Below are 20295 nucleotides of genomic sequence, written 5' to 3'. Positions count from 1 at the left end.
CAAATCTCTGATATAAGTCACTGTACCAAAAAGCGGGAGGGCCGATGCCGAAGATCGTCGATCCCGGGCAGCGACGCGACGAGGTGGCGGCGGCGCTGTGGCGCGTGGCGTACAAGGACGGCTGGGCCGCGGTGAGCCTGCGCCGGGTCGCCGCGGAGGCGGGGCTGTCGCTCGGTTCCGTCCAGCACTACTTCGACGGGATGGACGACGTCCTCGACCACGCCGTCGCCGGGGTGCTCGACGCCCTCGACGACCGGCTCGTCGGGCAGCTGACCGCGCTCGCCGACCCGCGCCACGCCCAGTCGACCGTGCGCCGGGTCCTGCAGAGCATGATCCCCGGGGCCACGGACGGTGCCGCGACGTCGGTGTGGCAGGTGCAGGTGATGGCCTGGCTGGCCGTGGTCGGCAAGGCCGCGCAGCACCCGGCGATGTCCGCGCGCCTGTCCGCCGGCTCCGACCGGCTCGCCCAGGCGATCGCCGCGGCCATCCGGCTGCACGCACCTCGTCGTGCCACCGCGGGTGCGCGCCGCGACGCGCGCGCGTTGCTCGCCCTCGTCGAGGGCCTGCTGCTCCAGCTCGCGCGGGGCGACACGCGTCCGGCCGAGGCCGCCGACGTCGTCGCACGCTTCGTGGCCGCCGTCTTCACGTCGTGACGACCACTGGATGAGGTTCGGTGAGTACCTCACCATTCGGGCTAATCGGACGTCGGTTACCTTCCAACCAAATACGCCTTCCCATTGGGGCCTTCGAGAGCTAGGGTCGCCTCGTGGGAACCGCGCATGATGGCGACCTGTCCGAATGGTGAACAGCACCACCATTCCTCGTGTGGTCGTTGTCGGCAGCGGCGCCTTCGCGCGATCGGTGCTTTATTCGATCGCCACCGAATTCACGGTCCCGGCACGAGTGATCATTCTTGCCAGGAACGCGGACAAAGCCGCCGAGGTGGCTTATGTGGCTGCCGCGCGAGCGGCGGTCAGCGCATGCCCGGTCGAGTTCGACCACCGGGTGGTCGACCTCGCCGACGGGGCGGCAATGACTGCTGCGCTTGAGGAATCGGCGCCGGACGTGCTCGTCCAGTGCGCGTCGTACCAGTCGCCCTGGGAGCGGATCGGCGCGCCGTCAGCCTGGACGGAATTGCTGCGGACCGCCGGTTTCGGCATTGCCCTGCCGCTGCAGGCGGTGCCGTTGCTCGATGTGGTCGAAACAATACGCAAAGTGGCACCGGATTGCCTTGTCGTCAATGGGTGCTTTCCCGATGCGGTCAATCCCGTGCTTGCCGCGGCCGGTTATCCCATCCTGTGCGGCATTGGCAACATCTCCACCATATCGGCCGCGATATTGGGCCAGTCGCACCAAAAGCGGTTACACCTTTTGGCCCATCACCTTCACCTGCACGCACCCGAAGATGCCGCCAACGAAGCGCGTATCTGGCTCGACGGCACCGAACAGGATCAGGTCGCCACCCTGCTCGCCGGGATGCGGGCCATCGACCGCGCCGAACTGAACGGGATCGGCGGGCACGCCGCCGCCGGGCTGCTCGACGCCTTGGTCACAGGCGCGACCCTAGACACCCACGTGCCCGGCCCGCTCGGCCTGCCCGGCGGTTACCCGGTGCGGGTGCGGGACCGGCGCATCGAGCTCCGCCTGCCCGACGGGCTCGACGCGATGACCGCCGTGGCGTGGAACCAGCGGATGAGCGTGCTGGACGGCGTCGAGCTCGACGGCGACCGGATCCGCCTGCCCGCCGCCATCAAGGAACACGCCCCTGAGCTGGCCGAAGGGTTCCCGGCCGCGGCGCTGCGGCAAGCCTGCGCGCGCCTGCTCGACGTACGAGAAGCACTGCGCGCCGGCCCGCCACCGTGACCCGGGGCGGTCCGCACCCCTCAACCCAGCGCCCGACCACGTGGAGGCACCACCGATGCCGAACGCCACCGCCACGATCAGCACCGCGATCAGCAGCCCGATCAGCACCGCCACACGCAACCTGATCCTGGACTACTACGACCGGCTGCCCGCGGTGATCGACCGCTACGTCCCGGACGTGGCCCCGGACGAACGGGTGGAGGCGTTCAACCCCGGCTTCGCGTTGCCCGAACTCGACGACGGCGTGCGCGACTACTTCGACGTCGCCGGGGCCGACCTGCACGAGCTCGGCGAGTACGGCGACACCAAGCTCATGCTGCTCGACCTGATGCGCAACCCCGGCACCAACACCACCAAGACCCTGCCCTCGCTGCTGATCGTGGCCCGCGCCGTGGAGTACATCCGGCGCACCGGTCACCCCGTCCTGATCTTCTCGCCCACGTCGGCGAACAAGGGCACGGCGCTGCGCGACGCCGTCTGGCGCGCCCTCGACGCCGGCCTGGTCACCCGCGAGCAGCTGCGCATCGTCACCCTCGCCCCCAAGTCCTGTGTGGACAAACTGCGGTCCGGCCCGCTGTCGGCCGACGAGGAGTTGCGCGCGCTCAACCCCGTGCTGGTCTACGACGGCCCGCAACCCGAGGACGTCAAGGTGCTCGGCAAGCAGTTCGCGCAGGAGCACGCCGCCTGGTTCGCCGGCCGGCACGGCAGTCGCATGTGGTTCTCCTTGGAACTGCGCAACTACGTGATCGCCGACGCCACGCGCGCCTTCCTGGAGCAGGATGTCTCACCCGCGCACCCGGCCCGCGTGCAGGCCCACGCCGTGTCCAGCGCGTTCGGCCTGCTCGGCTACTCGCTGGGCCGCGAGGTGCTGGAGGAGCAGAAGCTCGCGAAGGTCGATGACCGCGCCGGCTACCTGCTCGTGCAACACCTCGGCACCCCCGACATGGTGCTCAGCCTGCACCACGGCAGCCACGACCGCTCGACCCTGCCCGCGTACGCCCGCGACGACACGACCGGGCTCTACACGCAGCAGCAATCCCCGCACTTCCCGGCGGTCACGTTCGACCCGGGCGAGGTGCTCGACCCGACCTTCTACACCCGCGCGCCGGTCACCTCGGCGGAGATGAACCCGCTGATCGAGCGGTTCGGTGGGGCCGGAGTCGTGGTCTCGCTCGCCGAGTGCCTGCAGCGCTACCCGTTGCTGCGCCCCTGGTACGAGAACACGAGCAGGCCGCTGCCCAGCGACTTCCGCACGATGCGGGAGTGGTCGCTGGTCATGGCCACCACCGGGGTGCTCAACGCCCTGGACCGCGGCCTGATCCCCGGTGGCGGCGAGGTGGTCGTGCACGGCTCCGGCAGCTACACCACGGCCGACTACCAGCCGCTCGAGCGCGCGGCGATGACCACCGTGCGCACGGTCGACGACATCGTGGCGGCGCTGACGTGAGACCGGGTCTCGACCAGTCCATCCCGGCCCGGTTCCTCGCGGCGGCGCGGGCCGATCCGGACCGGCGCGCGGTGGTGGCCGACGACGGCGAGCTGACCTACCGGGAACTGCGGCGGCTCGCCGCCGGGATCGCGAGCGCGATCGAGGGCACCGGCGGGCACGTCGGGGTGATGCTGGGCCACGGCGTGCGCATCCCCGCCGCGATCATGGGCGTGCTGTTGTCGGGCAACGCCTACGTGCCGCTCGACCCGGGCTACCCGCCGGATCGCCTGCGGTACATGGCTTCGCACGCCCAGCTGACCAGCGTCTTGGTCGAGCCGGACACGGCGGCGCTGGCCACCGAGCTCACCGGGGTGCCCGCGCTCGACGTGACCAGGGTGGCGCCACGCGACAGCGACGATCCGGGACCGTCCACTGCGGACAGCCTCGCGTACGTGCTCTACACCTCCGGTTCCACCGGGCGGCCCAAGGGCGTGCTGCAGAACCACCGCAACGTCCAGTTCCAGGTCCGCCACCACGTCACCGAGCACGCCATCACGTGCGCGGACAAGGTGAGCGTGCTGTCGTCGTTCAGCTTCGACATGGCGGTCACCGACCTGTTCAGCGCGCTGCTGACCGGAGCGACCGCCGTGCTGGTGGACATCCGTACCCACGGCCTCGCGCACCTGTCCCGCCGCATCGCCGAGACCGGCGTGTCGGTCTACCACTCCACGCCCACCGTCTACCGCTACCTGATGGCGTCGCTCGGCACGGGGGAGCGGCTGACCAGCCTGCGGGTGATCCTGCTCGGCGGTGAGGAGCTGACCGCCCGCGACGTGCGGCTCTTCCAGGCCCACGCCGGGCCGGACTGCGTGTTCGTCAACGGTTACGGCGCCACCGAGGTGAGCTTCGCCTGCCAGAACCACGTGACGATGACCGACGAGGTGCCGGACTCGGTGCTGCCCATCGGGTTCCCGCTCGACGGCATCGAGATCGTCCTGGCGGACAACCCTGGTGAAATCGTCGTGCGCAGCGAGCACGTCTCGATCGGCTACTGGGACAACGACGAGGCGAACGCCGCGAAGTTCCTGACCATCGACGGCGTGCGCGCCTACCGCACCGGTGACGTGGGCAAGCGGTTGCCGGACGGGCGGATCGTGTTCGCCGGGCGCACCGACCGGCAGGTCAAGATCCGCGGCTACCGGGTGGAGCTGGGCGAGGTCGAGGCGGCGCTGGCCGACCAGCAGGGTGTCGGTCAGGTGGCGGCGGTCGCGCGGCCGAAGGACGACGGCACGAGCGAGCTGATCGCGTACGTCACCCCCGCGAGCCTCGACGGCGCGTTGGTGCGCAAGCGGGCGGGCGAGGTGTTGCCGCACTTCATGGTCCCGGCCGCGGTCGTGGTGCTGGACGCGTTGCCGTTGACGCCGACCGGCAAGGTCGACGTGCGGGCGTTGCCGGCACCGACCAGGGCCGTCACCACGGAGGACCCGCGCAACGACACGGAAAAGCTCGTCGCGGACATCTGGTGCGCGGTGCTCGGCGTCGAGTCCGTCGGCCTGGCGGAGAACTTCTTCGACGCGGGTGGTCACTCGTTGCTGATGGCGACCGTGGCGCAGCGGATCGAGGAGAAGACCGGCGCGAGCATCCCGCTGCACCAGATGTTCCAGTACCCGACGGTCGCCGCGCTGGCCGCCCACCTCGACCGGCGACCGGCCGACGGTGGTGGCCTCAACGCGGTGGCCGACCGGATGGCGCGGCGGCGCAAGGCAAGGCGGCGATGAGCGTGGACGATTACGAAGGCGACGAGATCGCCGTCATCGGGATCGCCGCGCGGGTGCCGGGCGCCCCGGACGCGGCGGCGTTCTGGCGCAACCTGCTCGACGGCGTGGACTCGATCCGCGACTACACCGCCGACGAACTCCGGGCCGCGGGGGTGCCGGAGAGCCTGCTGAGCCACCCCGACTACGTGCGATCCGCGGGTCACCTCGACGACCTCGACCGGTTCGACGCCGAGTTCTTCGGCTACCCGCCCGAGGAAGCCGCGCTGATCGACCCGCAGCACCGGCTGTTCCTGCAGACCGCGTGGACGGTGCTCGAGGACGGCGGCTACGACGTCACCCGGTGCGACGGGTCCGTCGGTGTGTTCGCCGGGGCCGCGGCCAACCAGTACTTGCTGCGCCATCTGCTGCCGGGCAGGCATTCACCGCTCGGACCGGACGGCCGGCTGGCCCCGGGGCACACGCCGGACTACCTGCCTGCTCGGGTGTCGTACAAGCTGGGGCTCACCGGGCCGAGCGTCGCGGTGCAGACGGCGTGTTCCAGCTCCCTGGTCGCCGTTGCCCTTGCCGCCCAAGCATTGCAGGACTTCCGGTGCGACCTGGCGATCGCCGGTGGGGTGGCGGTCACCGCGACCACGCCGTCGGGTTACCTGGCCACCGAGGCCGGGGTGCTCTCGCGTGACGGCCGGTGCCGCAGCTTCGACGCCGACGCGTCCGGCTCCGCCCCGGCCGGCGGGGCCGGCGCGGTGCTGCTCAAACGCCTTGCCGACGCGCAAGAAGACGGTGACCACGTCTACGCGGTGCTGCGTGGCTGGGCGGTCACCAACGAGGGCGCCGGGCGCGCCGGGTTCCTCACGCCGGGCGTCGACGGCCAGGCCGCCGCCGTCACCGAGGCGCTGGCCGCGGCCGAACTCGCGCCGGAAACGCTGGGGTTCCTGGAGATCAGCGGCGGTGGGACCGCGGTCGGCGACGCCATGGAGGTGGCCGGGCTGCACCGGGCGTTCGCCGCAGCGGGCGGCGAGCCGACGCACTGCGTGCTGGGCTGCGTGAAGGCCAACGTCGGCAACCTCGACGCGGCCTCGGGCATCGCCGGGCTGATCAAGGCGGTGCTGGCCGTGCATACCGGAACGATTCCGGCGAACCCGAATTTCGCTGTGCGGAATCCGGAGATCGATTTCACGCAGGGTGGCTTTTCGGTGGCCGAGAAGACCGCTCCGTGGCCGGAGGTGCACGCGATTCGGCGGGCCGGGGTCACGGCCATCAGCATGAACGGGACGAATGCACACGTGGTCGTGGAAGAACCGCCGCCACGACCTATAGTCGAATCCGACGGTACGCGGTGCGAACTGGTCGTCAGCGCCCGGACCCCGGAGCTGGTGACGGTGGCCGCGCGACGGCTCGCGGACCACTTGCGTGCGCACCCGGACCTCGCGCTGGCCGATGTGGCGTACACGTTGGGCGTGGGCCGGCGGGCGTTCGGCTATCACGCAATCGTCGATGCCGCAACGCTTTCCGAAGCCTGTTCGGCGCTTGACGGTGAGCTGGCGATCGAGCGAGCGGAGCCGGAACTCGTACCGGGGGCGGGGCGGCGGGTGCCGCTGCCCGGCTATCCGTTCGCGGGCGAACGCCACTGGGTCGAGCCGCCGCGGGAAGGAGGGGCGGATAGGCCGAATGGCCGAAATGAATAGTCCGTTCGCAATTCGACGTCTGTCTTGTATTCGTGCCTGACAAACGGATAGAGTCGGCGGGTCGACGGTAATTAACCAGCGATAACTGGATGATGTTGTCCGAGATGCGCAGCCATATCGGGCGCATTTGCGCTGACGCCTGCCCAAAAACAGTGCCGACGCTGGAGCAATACGGGGGTTGAGACATTTGTCGACGACTGGACGCGGTCACGCGACGCCGATTCCGGGGACCCCGTGGCTGGTCTGGCGGGCCGCGTTGCTGCGCTCGGCAGGCTTCGGGGCCGACGTGGTCGAGCGGTTCGCCGCGCCGGACCTGGCCGCGGCCGCCGACGCCCATCTCGACGGCGCGAGCGACCGGGCGGGTTTCGACGCGGCCTTCGACGCCGCGGCCGCCGACCTCGGGCGCGCCGTTTACGACGTCGTCGCCGACCCCCGCTTCCGCGAAGCCATGGCGTGGCAGAACCTGGGCGCGCTGAGCGCGCCGCTGGCCATCCTGCGCGACGGGCCGGACGCACCGCGCAACGCCAACCGGCGCCGACGCGAGGAGCTCGTCGCCAAGTACGCGCAGCGCTACGCGGCCAAGAACGACAGCATCGGCTTCTTCGGCCCGATGTGCTGGGTGAGCGTCGACGCCGACGCACCGGCCATGACCGGCGGGCACGGACCGTCGCTGACCCGCAAGCGCAAGGTCTTCTTCGAGTGGTGGGCGCTGGTCGCGCTCGCCGCCGCCATCGCGGCGGACGGTACGGATGGTGAAGTCAAGCCGTGGCTGCCGGTCACGTTGCAACCCCATCTCACCGTGCGCGGCCGCACCCTGCTCGCGCCGGGCCGCCCGCCCCGCGAGCTGTCCGGCGCCGAGGCCGCCGTGCTCGGTCGCTGCGACGGTCGCCGGGTGGCGGCCGAGCTCGCCGCCGAACTCGCGGCCCAGCCGGATTCGGGGTTCCGCAAAGCCGACGACGTGTACCCGATGCTCGACCGGTTCGTCGAGCAGGGCGTGCTGCGCTGGGAGTTCGTGCTGCCGATGAACCTCTCGGCCGAGGACGCGCTGCGCACGCAGGTGCGGCGGATCGAAGGCGCGGCAGGGGAGCGGGCGCGGGCCGCGGTCGACCGGGTGGTGGGCGCGCGCGACGCGCTGGCCGCCGCCGACGGGCCCGAGGCGGTCGCGAAAGCCATGGAGCAGCTCAACGCCGAGTTCGTCGACGTCACCGGCCGCGCCGCGCACCACCGCGACGGCCAGACCTACGCCGGGCGCACCGTGGTCCACCTCGACACCGCGCGCGACGCCACCTACACCTTCGGCGGGCCGGTGCTCGCCGCGCTCGCCCCGCTGGAGCCGCTGCTGCGCTCGACGCGCTGGCTGACCAGCGAGCTGGCCGCCGTCTACCGCGCCACGCTCGAACGGCTGCACCAGGACCTGGCCGCCGAGCTCGGCTCGAACGACGTGCCGTTCGACCAGTTGCTGTTCGTGGCCCAGACCTCGCTGTTCGGCGAGGACCTGCCGGCCAACGAAGTGGTCAAGGAGTTCGGCCTGCGCTGGACGCGGCTGCTCGGCGTCAACGACCTGCCCGACGGCACCGAGTGCCTGCGGATCACCACCGCCGAGCTGAACGCGTTGGTGGACAAGGAGTTCCCGGCGCCGCGCCCCGGCTGGCCGATGGCCCGGCTGCACTCGCCGGACGTGCACCTGTGCGCGCCCAGCGAGGAAGCGCTGGCCCGCGGCGAGTTCTCCGTGGTGCTCGGCGAACTGCACATCGGCATGCCCGCGCTGGACACCGACTTCTTCCGGGTGGGCGTCGAGGACGAGGCCGCGCTGGCCGCCGCGATGCGCGCGGACGTGCCCGAGGGCCGCGTGCACCCGCTGGTGCCCGAGGAGTGGCCGCGGCAGTGCGCGCGCAACGCGGACTGGATGTACGGCGAGGACGACATCGACCTCGGCTTCACCGCCGCGCCCGGCGCCGACCCCGACCGCCTGGTCCCGGTCACCGCCATCACGGTGTCCAAAGTGGACGGAGAGCTGGTCGTGCGGGTGCCCGGGCACCGCGACCGGCCGCTGCTCGACCTCGTCTCGGACTTCCTCGGCATCCACGCGTTCGACACGTGGAAGCTCACCGGCACCCACGGCCACACGCCGCGGGTGATGGTCGACGACCTCGTGCTGCTGCGCCGGTCGTGGCGGTGCACGGTGGCCGAGACCGGCCTCGCCGCGGTCACCGGCGAGCGCGAGCGCTACCTGGCCGCCCGCGCGTGGGCGCACCGGCTCGGGCTGCCCGAGCGCGTGTTCATCCGGGTGAGCACGGAGATCAAGCCGTGCTACATCGACTTCACCAGCCCCGTCTACGCCCGCGTGCTGTGCAACATGCTGCGTTCGGCCGGTCCCGACGCGGGCGTGACGATCAGCGAGATGCTGCCGACGCCCGACCAGGCGTGGCTCACCGGGCACGACGGCAAGCGGCACACTTCCGAGCTGCGCCTGCACATCGTCGATGCTGTCGATGCCGTCGACTCGGTGGGGCCTGGCCGATGACGGTGCCCGATCACCTCGTGGCGCTGCCGGGCACGTCCTGGCACGCGTGGCGGGACGCGCTCCTGCGCACCACCGGGTTCCCCGTCGACGGGCTGGACCGGTTCGCGGCGCCGTCGGCGGCGCGGGCGGCCGACGCGTTCCTCGACGGGCGTTCGGGCCGCGACGACTTCGACGCCGCGTTCGCCGAGGCGGCTGCCTCGGCCACCCGCACCGCCCACGACCTGGCCGGTGACCCGCTCTTCCGCGAGGCCGTCACCTGGCAGAACCCGGCGGCGCTGACCGCATTGGACGGTCTGCGCAAGGCCGGTCCCGCCCCGGATGCCGCGCGGCAGAACAAGAAGTCGCGCTACCGCCAACGCATCCGCGAGGAGCTGGTCGCGCGGTACTGGCAGCGGTACTGCGCCAAGAACGAGAGCGTCGGCTTCTTCGGCCCGGTCGCCTGGGTCGCGCTCGACCCGGACGGACCGGCCGCGCAGGTGAAGCCGGGGGCCGGGCTGGTGCGCGACCGCCGGGTCTGGTTCGAGCGGTGGGCGCTGGCGGCCTTCGCGACCCGGCTCGGCGAGAACCCTTCGCTGAAGCCGAAACTCCCAGTGCGGCTGAAGGCGCCACTGCTTCTGGACGGCCACCAGGTCCTGCGCCCGGCGCAGCCGCCGCTGACCGTCACGGCGACGGAGGCCGCCGCGCTCGCCTTGTGCGACGGGCGGTCCGCCGCCGCCGTGGCCGCCGAACTCGGCCTGCACAAGGCGGCCGACGCGTTCGTGTTGCTCGGCCAGCTGGCCGAGCGCGAGCTGATCACCTGGGGCATCGACCTGCCGCTCAGCCCGGACGCTGAGGACGTGCTGGTCGGCGTGCTCCGCGAGATCGGAGCCGAGGGGGAGTTCGAGCCGCTGCGGGCCGCGCGCGACGCGGTGGCCGCCGCCGCGGGCGACCCGGACCGGCTCGCCGCCGCCTTGTCCACTTTGGACTCCACATTCGTCGAAGCCGCGTCGGTGCCTGCCCGCCATCGCGACGGGGAGATGTACGCGGGCCGGTCGCTCTGCTACGAGGACACCGTGCGCGACCTCGACGTCGTGCTCGGCGCTCCGGTGCTCGAAGCCCTTGCCGCGCCGATGGAACTGCTGCTGCGCTCGGTGCGCTGGCTCTCCGCCGCCATCGCCGACGCCTACACCGCCGCGTTGCGCGAGCTCTACGACGACCTGGCCGCCGAGCTGGGCACGGCCACGATCCCGGCCGGTCCACTGTGGTACCTGGCGCAGGGCCCGCTCTTCGGCAGCGTCGAGCGGCCCGCCGACGCGGTGACCGCCGAGTTCGTCCGCCGCTGGGCCGCGGTGTTCGACGCCGACCCGTCGGCCGCGGCGGTCTCGTTCACCAGCGCCGCGCTGGCCGATGCGGTCGCCGAGCAGTTCCCGGCCGCGCGCCCGGGCTGGTCCGGCGCCCGGCTGCACAGCCCCGACCTGACCCTGTGCGCGCCGAGCGTGGACGCGCTCAACCGCGGCGAGTTCTCCGTGGTGCTGGGCGAGCTGCACGCGGCGTGGTCGACGTTCAACTGCGCGTTCTTCGTGCTGGCGCACGAGGACCCGGCGCGGTTGCGCAAAGCTTCGCGGGAAGACCTCGGCCCGGACCGCTCGCTGCTGTTGTACCCGCCGGACTTCCCGCGTCTGACCGGCCGGCTCGCCCGCTACCTGGACGACGACAGCGATATCCAACTGGTCTTCACCGACGCGCCCGGTGCGGTGGCGTCCCGGCTGATGCCCGTGACCGCTCTAACGGTGTCCGATGTGGACGGAGAGCTCGTCGCGGCGGCGCCGGACGGGCGGACGTGGCCGCTGATCGAGCTGTTCGGCGAACTGGTGGCCATGCACGCTGTCGACGCGTTCAAGCTGGTGGCCGCCGCCCCGCACACACCCCGCATCACCATCGACCGCCTGGTGGTCTCGCGGGAGACCTGGCGGTGCACGGTGGCCGAGAGCGGTCTTGCCGAGGCGCGCGAGTACGCCGACCGGTTCCTGGCGGCGCGGCGCTGGCGGGCCCGGCTCGGCCTGCCGGAGCGGGTGTTCGTCAAGATCGCCACCGAGACCAAGCCGGTCTACGTCGACTTCACCGCCCCGCGCTACGTGTCGTCGTTCTGCGCCATGGTCCGCGCTGCCGGCCCGGACGTGCTGCTGACCGTCACCGAGATGCTGCCGACGCCGGACCAGGCGTGGGTGCCCGACGCCGAGGGCCGCAAGTACTTCTCGGAACTGCGCCTGCAGGTCCGCGATCCGGAGCCGGCGTCATGAAGGGGGAGCCGATGCCCGAGGCCGTGCCCTCGGCGTGGATGGTCGCCGACCGGCCGGGAGTCCCGGTCACCACCGTGGCGGACCTGATCGCCCGCAACGCCGCCGAGCACCCCGACGTCGTCGCGGTGCGGCAGTGGGACACCACGCTCACCTACCGGGAACTGCTCGGCAGGGCCGCGCGGCTCGCCTTGACGTTGCGCGAGCAAGGGATCGAGCCGGAGGACCGGGTCGGGGTGTGCGTGGGCCGGCACCCCGGGCTGCTCGTGGCCCTGCTCGGCACGTTGCTCTCGGGCGCCGCCTACGTGCCGCTCGACCCGGACCTGCCCGAGCAACGCCTGATCGACACCGCCGCCGACGCGGGTGTGAAGTGCGTGGTCGGCAACGCTGTCTTCGCGGACGGCATACCGGTGCCCGACGAGGTGGCCGAAGTCCGCCCGTGCCCCGCGCTGCCGGGCAACGCCGCCTACGTCATCTACACCTCGGGCTCGACCGGCAGGCCCAAGGGCGTGGTCGTCTCGCACGCGAACGTCGCGGCGTTCATGACCAGCATCCACGAGCGCGGTCGCATCGAGCGCGGGGACAACGCCCTGGCCATCACCTCGATCGCGTTCGATGTATCGGTGTTGGAACTACTTGTCGGCCTGATGGTCGGCGCGTCGATCCAGCTGGCCGCCGAGTCCGACCGCGCCGACCCGGAACGCCTTCGCCGCTTCATGGTCGAGCACGAGGTGACGTGGGCCGAGGTTCCGCCCGCGCTGCTGCCGTTGCTCTCGCCCGACGACCTCCCGCTGGTCCGCAAGATCGTCACCGGCGCTGAGGCCCCCGGCCCGGAGCAGGTGGGCCGCTGGACCGCCGACGGCCGCAGGTTGATGAACGGCTACGGCCCCACCGAGACCACCGTCGCGGTGACCGGGTTCCCCGCGACGGGGCAGTGGTCGACCCCGATCCCCATCGGGCAGCCGATGCTGAACCACCGCGTGTACGTGGTGGACGAGAACTTCGCCCTGGTACCGCGAGGTGTGCCCGGCGAGCTGCTGATCGGTGGTCCCGGCGTGACCCGCGGCTACCTCGGCGCACCCGGTCTGACCGCCGGGGTGTTCGTGCCTGACCCGTTCGGCGACGAGCCGGGGGCGCGTCTCTACCGCTCCGGCGACCTGGTCAGCTGGGGCGAGGACGGGCAGCTGCGCTTCCACGGCCGGGTGGACCGGCAGGTCAAGGTGCGTGGCCAGCGGGTCGAGCTCGGCGAGATCGAGTCCGTCCTGCGTGGCCACCCCGGCGTGACGCACGCGGTGGTCGCCGCCGTCCCCGTGCGCGACGAGGTGAGCCTCGCCGCGTTCGTCACCCCCGCGACCGCGCCGGACGACCTCCGCGACTACCTGGGCGAGCGGCTGCCGGCGGTGATGGTGCCGTCGCGCATCGAGCGGCTGGACGCGTTGCCGCTCAACAGCTCCGACAAGGTGGACGTCGCCGCGCTGGTGGCCGGCCTGGCCCAGGACGACGGAGTCGTCGACCTCGAAGGCGTGCCCGGCGACCTCGCGGCGCTGTGGTCGGAGGTGCTCGGGGTGCCTGCGCGGTCGGCCGAAGACGACTTCTTCGTCCACGGTGGACACTCGCTGGCCGCCATGCGGCTGGTTGCCGCCGTCCGATTCCGGCTGCGCCGTGACATCGCGGTCGAGGACGTGTTCGCCGCCCGCACGCTCGGCGCCTTCGCCGAGCGGGTGGCCATGGCCGACGAGGTGACCGGCGCCGACATCGAGACCGGCCACCCGCCCGCGTTGTCCGCCGCGCAGCGCCGGCTCTGGTTCCTCGACCAGCTCGCGCCGGATGCCGCCGCCTACAACATCGCGCTGGCCCAGCGGTTGCGTGGCCCGCTCGACGTCGGGGCGTTGTCGCGTGCGCTCACGCAGGTGGTGGCCCGCCACGACGTCCTGCGCTGGCGGGTCCCGCACGACGGTGGCCGCCCCTACGCCGTGGTCGACCCGCCCGCGGACCTGCCGCTGCCGGTCGAGGACATCGAGCCCGGAGCGTTGGCGGACCGGTTGCACACCGAGGCGATCGGCCGCTTCGACCTCGCCACCGGCAACTTGTTGCGGGCGCGCCTGCTGCGCCTGGCCGAGGACGACCACGTGCTCGCGCTGACCGCGCACCACGCGGTGTTCGACGGCTGGTCCGAGCGGATCCTCTACCAGGACCTCGCCGCCGCCTACGCCGGCGACACCCTCGGACCGTTGCCCGCCGCGTTCGCCGACTACGTGGCCTGGCGCGACGAACGGGAATCCCGGCGCGGCAAGGACGACCTGTCCTGGTGGACCACCCACCTCGACGGCGCGCCGACGGTGCTGGACCTGCCGCGCGACCACCCGCGCCCGGCCGAGCAGAGCTACGCCGGCGCGTTCGCCGGCACCGAACTCAGCGCCGCGACCGATGCCGGCATCCGGTCGCTGGCCGCCGAACTCGGCGCCACACCGTCCACTGTGGTGCTCGCCGCGTTCGGCGACCTGTTGCGCCGGGTGGCCGGGCGCGACGAGGTGGTGATCGGCGCACCCGTGGCCGACCGCAGGCACGCGGCGTTCGCCGACCTGATCGGCTTCTTTGTTGACATCGTGCCGTTGCGGCTGGTCAGCGCCGACCCGCGCACGTTCGCCGAGCAGGTGGCCGCGTGCCGCGACGAGCTGTTCGACGCCCTGGCCCACCCGGACGCCCCGCTCGAGCGCGTGGTCGACGCCTTGTCGCTGCCGCGCGACCCGTCGCGTGGCGCCCTGGTCCAGGTGCTGTTCAACGTGTTCAACTTCGCCCAGTCCACTGTGGAACTTCCGGGCATCGAAGCGGAGATGGTGCCGGCCGGGCTGCCCGGATCGCCGTTCGACCTGACCACGTACCTGGTCGAGCGTGACGGCCGGATGCGCTTCGAGCTCGTCTACAACCCGGATCTCTACACGGCGTCGCGGGTGGAAGCGTTGCTCGAAGCCTTGGTCCACCTGCTCGACGAGGCGGTCGCCCGGCCGGGCGCCGCGCTGGGCACCTTCACACCGCCGAACCTGGACCTGCTGCGCGACGGCCTGGTCGAGGCGCAACCCGTGCCGCTGTCCGAACTGCCGGTCCACGTCGTCCCACCGGCCACCGACACCGAACGCACGGTCGCCGCGGCGTGGGCGGGCGTGCTGGGCAAGCCCTCGGTCGGCGTCACGCAGAACTTCTTCGACATGGGCGGCACGTCGATGGACCTGGTGTCCGTCGCCGAGCAGCTGCCCGGCAAACCCCGGGTGGTGGACCTGTTCCGCTTCCCGACCGTCCGCGCGCTCGCCGAGTTCCTCGACGGTCGTGACGGCACGAGCTCGGCTTTGACCAAGGCGGCGCAACGCGGCGCCGCCCGGCGGGAACGCGCACAACGCCGCACCGCCCGACAGCCCCGGCGGCAGGAGGGTCGATCATGACCAGCACGGAAACCACTCCGGATCTGGACCCCGTCGAGCCCATCGCGATCATCGGCATGGCGGCGCGGGTGCCCGGTGCCCGCGACGTGCGGCAGTTCTGGCGCAACCTGGCCGACGGCGTGGAGTCGGTGCGCCGGTTCAGCCGCGAGGAACAACTCGCCGCGGGCGTGCCCGAACACCTGGTGGACGACGAGAACTTCGTGCCTGCCGCGCCCGTGCTGGACGACGTGGAGTACTTCGACGCCGCGTTCTTCGGCATGACCTCGCGCGAGGCGCAGCTCTCCGACCCGCAGCAGCGGCTCTTCCTCGAACTCGCGCACACCGCGCTGGAGGACGGCGGCTACGACCCCGCCCGCTACGACGGCCAGATCGGCGTCTACGGCGGCATGGGCAACGAGGACTACCGCTGGCGCCACTTGCGCAACAACCCGAAGATCATGGCGTCCTCGGGTGCGCTCTCGGTGTCACTGGGCAGCAGTTCCGACTTCCTCGCCACGTTCACCTCCTACAAGCTGAACCTGCGTGGCCCGAGCTTCACCGTGCTGACCGCGTGCTCGACGTCGTTGGTGGCGTTGCACCTGGCGTGCGAGTCACTGCGCAACGGCGAGTGCGACATGGCTTTGGCCGGCGGCGTGTGCATCGAGCTGCCGCTGGGTGCCGGGTACCTGCCCGCCGAGGGCGGCGTGCTCGCCGCCGACGGGCACTGCCGCCCCTTCGACGCCGACGCCACCGGCACGCTGTGGGGCAGCGGCGGCGGTGTGCTGCTGGTCAAGCGCCTGTCCGAGGCGATCGAGGACGGCGACGACATCCGCGCGGTCATCCTCGGTGACGCCATCAACAACGACGGGTCCACCAAGGTCGGATTCACCGCGCCGAGCGTCGACGGCCAGGCCGAGGTGATCGCGCAGGCCCTGGGCATGGCCGACATCGACCCGCGCACGATCTCCTACGTCGAGGCGCACGGCACCGCGACCGCGCTCGGCGACCCGATCGAGGTGGCCGCGCTGACCAACGCGTTCCACTCCGGCACCGACGAAACCGGTTGGTGCGCCCTGGGTTCGGTGAAGTCCAACATCGGGCACCTCTCCCAAGGCGCCGGGGTGGCGGGCGTGATCAAGACGGTGCTGGCCATGCGGCACGGCCTGATCCCGCCGACCCTGCACTTCGAGAAGCCCAACCCGCAGCTCGACCTGCCCAGCACGCCGTTCTACGTCAACGCGACGCTGTCCAAATGGGACGCGAACGGCACGCCGCGGCGGGCGGGCGTGAGCTCGTTCGGCATGGGCGGGACCAACGCGCACATCCTGCTGGAGGAAGCACCGGCCCTCGACCTACGGCGCACCGATCGGCGCCCGGCCGCCCTGCTGCGGTTGTCCGCGCGCAGCCAGGCCGCGCTGAGCGCGATGCTCGACCAGCTCGCCACCCACCTCGGTGAGCACCCGGAACTCGACCTCGCCGACGTGGCGCACACGTTGCGGGTCGGTCGCGCCAAGCACCCACACCGCGCGGTGGTGGTGGCGGGCGACCCGGCCGACGCGGTGCTGGCCTTGCGCGACCGCAAGCGCCGCCAGGCCGGGATCGCTGGTGCGCAGCCGCCGAGCGTCGCGTTCCTGTTCTCCGGCCAGGGTTCGCAGTACCCGGGCATGGCCGCCGAGTTGTACGAGCACGAGCCGGTGTTCCGGACCGCCGTCGACGAGTGCGTTGACGCCTTCGGCGAGACGGGAGCGACCGTGCGGTCGGCCCTGCTGGACGCGAGCGCCGAGGAACCGTTGCGGGGCACGGACATCACGCAGCCTGCGTTGTTCGCCATCGAGTACGGGCTGGCCCAGCTGTGGCTGTCGTGGGGCGTGCGGCCCGGCGCGATGATCGGCCACTCGATCGGCGAGCTGGTCGCGGCGACGCTGGCCGGCGTGTTCACCCTCGCCGACGCGGCCCGGCTGGTGGTGACCAGGGGCAGGCTCATGCAGGCCATGCCGGCGGGCGCCATGCTGGCCGTGCGCGCGGACGAGTCGGAGATCGCCGCGCTGCTGCCCGAGGGCTTGTCCATCGCCACGGTCAACGGTCCCGGCACGTGCGTGGTCGCCGGGGCCACCGAGCTGGTGGACGCGTTCGCGCAAGCGTTGTCGGATAACGGCACGAGCTCCAAGCGGCTCAAGACCTCGCACGCGTTCCACTCGCCGACCATGGACCCGGTGCTCGACGAGTTCGCCGCCGCCGTGGCCGCTGTGCCGTTGCGGGCGCCCTCGATGCCGTTCCTGTCCAACGTGACCGGCACGTGGATCACCGGCGAGCAGGCCACCGACCCGCGGTACTGGGCCCGCCAGGTGCGTGAGACGGTCCGATTCGGACAGTGCGTCGCGACGGTGCTCGCCAAGGGTTCCTGGGCGTTCGTGGAGTGCGGACCGGGCAAGCAGCTGGCCGGGCTGGTCCGGATGCAGTTGCCGAAGGGCGACAAGGACGCGCTCCCGCCGCTGCCGAGCCTGCCCCCGCCGGGGGAGAAGGCCCGTCCGCTGGACCTGCTCTACGGCGCGGCTGGTCGCTTGTGGACGGTCGGCGTCGACCTGTCCGACGACTCGTGTGGTGCGTCGGGCCGCCGGGTCTCGCTGCCGACGTACCCCTACGAGCGCAAGTACTACTGGATCGACCCGGCACCGGTCGACGCGGCCGCCGCTGCGGTCGCGGCGCCGGTCCGGACCGGCGCGTTGCCGCTGGACGAGTGGTTCTCGGTGCCGACCTGGCGCCAGTCGGTGGCGTCCGCCCCGGCCTCGACGCCTGAGCGGTTCCTGGTGCTGGGCGAGGCACCTGACCTCGTCGCCGCGTTGCGCGACGCCGGTGCCGAGGTGGTCGAGGCCGGCGACCGGCGTGACTACCCGGCGCTGCTGGCCGACCGGCCGAGCCGCATCGTGCACGCTCGGGCGCTCACTGGTGACGGCGATGTGCTTGCGGCGCAGGACAACGGCTTCTTCGACCTGCTCGAGCTGGTCAAGGCGCTGGCCGCGACCGGGGTCGAGGACCCGGTGCACCTGGACGTGCTGACCTGCGGCGCGCAGGACGTCACCGGGCACGACCTGGTGTACCCCGAGCACGCGACCGTGGCCGGCATCGTCAAGGTGGTGCCGCTGGAGGTCCCGGCGTTGTCGGTGCGGCACATCGACGTCGACCCGGCCGGCGCCCGCGGGGTGGCCGCCGAGGTCCGGCGTGACCCGGACGAACTGGTGGTCGCGTTGCGCGGCGGTCGTCGCTGGGTGCCGGACACCGAATCCGTCTCGCTGCCACCTGCCGACACCATTCGTGCCTTCCGCGACGAGGGCGTCTACGTGATCACCGGCGGTCTCGGCGGCATCGGGATCACCCTCGCCGAGCACCTGGGCGCCCAGCACCGCGCCAAGCTGGTTCTGGTGTCCCGTTCGGGACTCCCGCCGCGCGAGGAGTGGGACGTGCAGGTCGGCCCGGATCGTGCCGGCCGGGCGATCGCCGCCATCCGCCGCGCCGAGCAGGCCGGTGCCGAGGTGCTGGTCGTCGCCGCGGATGTGACCGATGCGGACGCCATGCGTTCGGTGCGGGACCAAGCCTTGGCGCGGTTCGGTCGCGTCGACGGGATCGTGCACGCGGCCGGGCTGCCCGGCGGCGGCATGGCCGAGGTCAAGGACAAGGACGCGGCGCTGCGGGTGCTCGCGCCGAAACTCGCCGGGACCGTCGCGCTGCGCGCGGCGTTCGGCGATATCGACCTGGACTTCGTGGTGCTGTGCTCGTCGGTCACCGCGCTGTCGGGCGGCTTCGGCCAGGTGGATTACTGCGCGGCCAACGCGTTCCTCGACGCCACCGCGCGTGCGGCGGACACCTGGGGTCGCGTCGTGTCGGTCAACTGGGGCGGCTGGCTCGAGGTCGGCATGGCCGCGGAGTCGAGCGCGCCCGCCATCCTCGGCGGCCACGGCGGGGTGCCGATGACCCACCCCGTGCTGAAGACGGCCCACGAGACCTGGTGCGAGGGCGTCCTCGCCCCCGAGACGCACTGGGTGCTCGCCGAGCACCGGATCTCCGGGGTGCCGGTCCTGCCCGGCGCCGCCTACCTGGACCTGGCGCGGGCCGCGGCCGAACAGCTGATGCCCGGCTCCGGGGCGGTCGAACTGCGCGATGTGGCGTTCGTCGAGCCGCTCGCCGTGCCCGAGGGCACCACGGCCAGGCTGCGGGTGGACCTCGCGGGTGAGGAGTTCACCATCACCAGCACCGCGGGCGGACCGGTGCGCACGCACGTGCGCGGTACCGCGTCGCGGGTGACCGTCACCGAGTCCACAGTGGACATCGAGGCGATCCGCGCGCGCTGCGAGCGCCGGGACGTGCGGGGCAGCATGATGGACAGCGCCATCACCCCGGGTGCCCAGGGCCCCGCCCTGCTCGGCTTCGGCGACCGGTGGCGCAGCCTCGGCGAGCTGTACGTCGGCGCCACCGAGGAGCTGGCTGGACTGGCGGCGCCCGAGCAGGTCGCCGCCGAGCTGACCGAGTGGGTCCTGCACCCGGCGTTGCTGGACATGGCGACGTCGTTCGGCACGCCGGGGGAGGGCGCCTTCCTGCCACTGGCCTACGGCAAGGTCACCGTGCGCGGGCCGATCCCGGCGACCGCGTGGAGCCACCTGCGGTACCGGGATCGTCAGCCCGGCGCGGAAATCGTCACCGCCGACCTGTCCGTTGTGGACGACGAGGGTCGGAAGGTGTTGTCGGTCACCGACTTCGTGTTGCGACGGGTCGACATCGGTGCCATGAGCACGACCGTGCACGACGCACCGGCCGACCCCAAGACCGGCAAGATCGACGAGGTCGGCATCCGGCCGGCCGACGGCGTCGAGGCGCTGCGGCGCATTCTCGGCAGCGACGCCGGACCGCAGGTGGTGGTGTCCGTCCGGCCGCTGGCGGAGGTGTTCGCCCGCACCGAGAACCTGACAACGGAGTCACTCGAGTCCACTGAGGACGACGTTGCCGAGCGGCCGCAACGGATCGCGGGCAGCGACTACGTGCCGCCGTCGGGCGAGCTGGAGACCAAGCTCGCCGCGCTGTGGCAGGAGGTGCTCGGCGCCGGCCAGGTCGGCGCGGACGACGACTTCTTCGAACTGGGCGGCAACTCGCTGGTCGCGGTGCAGCTGATCGCGCAGGTGCGCAGCGTCCTGGGCGTCAAGCTGCCGATGCAGACCTTGTTCGAGGGCGCCACGGTGGCCCGGATGGCGGCGCGGGTGGAACAACTGCGAGCCACGCAGGAGGCCACCCCCGCCCCCGCCCAGACCATCAAGCGCCTGGCACGCAAGCAGTAG

General features: G+C 72.1%; 9 protein-coding genes. All 9 read left to right on the top strand.

Going from position 1 to position 20295, the window contains the following annotated elements; genetic code table 11:
• The first annotated feature begins 44 nt into the window (after positions 1–44).
• The 9 genes from EV186_RS28850 to EV186_RS28810 all read left to right on the top strand — a co-directional run bounded on the left by EV186_RS28850 (position 45) and on the right by EV186_RS28810 (position 20295).
• Positions 45–653 (top strand): TetR/AcrR family transcriptional regulator, encoded by a 609-nt coding sequence (locus EV186_RS28850; RefSeq protein ID WP_133852584.1) that lies wholly within the window; start codon positions 45–47, stop codon positions 651–653.
• 145 nt (positions 654–798) lie between these two features.
• Entirely contained in the window at positions 799–1863 is a 1065-nt protein-coding gene (locus EV186_RS28845) for a saccharopine dehydrogenase NADP-binding domain-containing protein (RefSeq protein WP_133852583.1), read from the top strand.
• A gap of 55 nt (positions 1864–1918) precedes the next feature.
• Positions 1919–3310 (top strand): DUF6002 family protein, encoded by a 1392-nt coding sequence (locus EV186_RS28840; RefSeq protein ID WP_133852582.1) that lies wholly within the window; start codon positions 1919–1921, stop codon positions 3308–3310.
• Positions 3307–5070 (top strand): non-ribosomal peptide synthetase, encoded by a 1764-nt coding sequence (locus tag EV186_RS28835; protein ID WP_133852581.1) that lies wholly within the window; start codon positions 3307–3309, stop codon positions 5068–5070. The genes EV186_RS28840 and EV186_RS28835 overlap by 4 nt, the downstream gene beginning before the upstream one ends.
• Entirely contained in the window at positions 5067–6755 is a 1689-nt protein-coding gene (locus tag EV186_RS28830; RefSeq protein WP_133852580.1) for a beta-ketoacyl synthase N-terminal-like domain-containing protein, read from the top strand. Before EV186_RS28835 ends, EV186_RS28830 begins: the two co-directional genes overlap by 4 nt.
• A 187-nt stretch (positions 6756–6942) precedes the next feature.
• Entirely contained in the window at positions 6943–9279 is a 2337-nt protein-coding gene (locus EV186_RS28825; protein ID WP_133852579.1) for a lantibiotic dehydratase, read from the top strand.
• Positions 9276–11558: a lantibiotic dehydratase gene (locus tag EV186_RS28820; RefSeq protein WP_208115827.1), complete on the top strand. Its 2283-nt coding sequence runs from the start codon at positions 9276–9278 to the stop codon at positions 11556–11558. Before EV186_RS28825 ends, EV186_RS28820 begins: the two co-directional genes overlap by 4 nt.
• The gene (locus EV186_RS28815; protein WP_243754336.1) at positions 11555–14992 is read left to right on the top strand and encodes an amino acid adenylation domain-containing protein; all 3438 of its coding nucleotides are present in this window, start codon (positions 11555–11557) and stop codon (positions 14990–14992) included. Before EV186_RS28820 ends, EV186_RS28815 begins: the two co-directional genes overlap by 4 nt.
• Complete coding sequence (locus EV186_RS28810) at positions 14989–20295, top strand: type I polyketide synthase (protein WP_133852578.1); 5307 nt, start codon at positions 14989–14991, stop codon at positions 20293–20295. The genes EV186_RS28815 and EV186_RS28810 overlap by 4 nt, the downstream gene beginning before the upstream one ends.

This window comes from Labedaea rhizosphaerae (assembly GCF_004362825.1).
Taxonomy (GTDB): domain Bacteria; phylum Actinomycetota; class Actinomycetes; order Mycobacteriales; family Pseudonocardiaceae; genus Labedaea; species Labedaea rhizosphaerae.
This window is presented reverse-complemented; position numbering and strand designations above follow the sequence as displayed.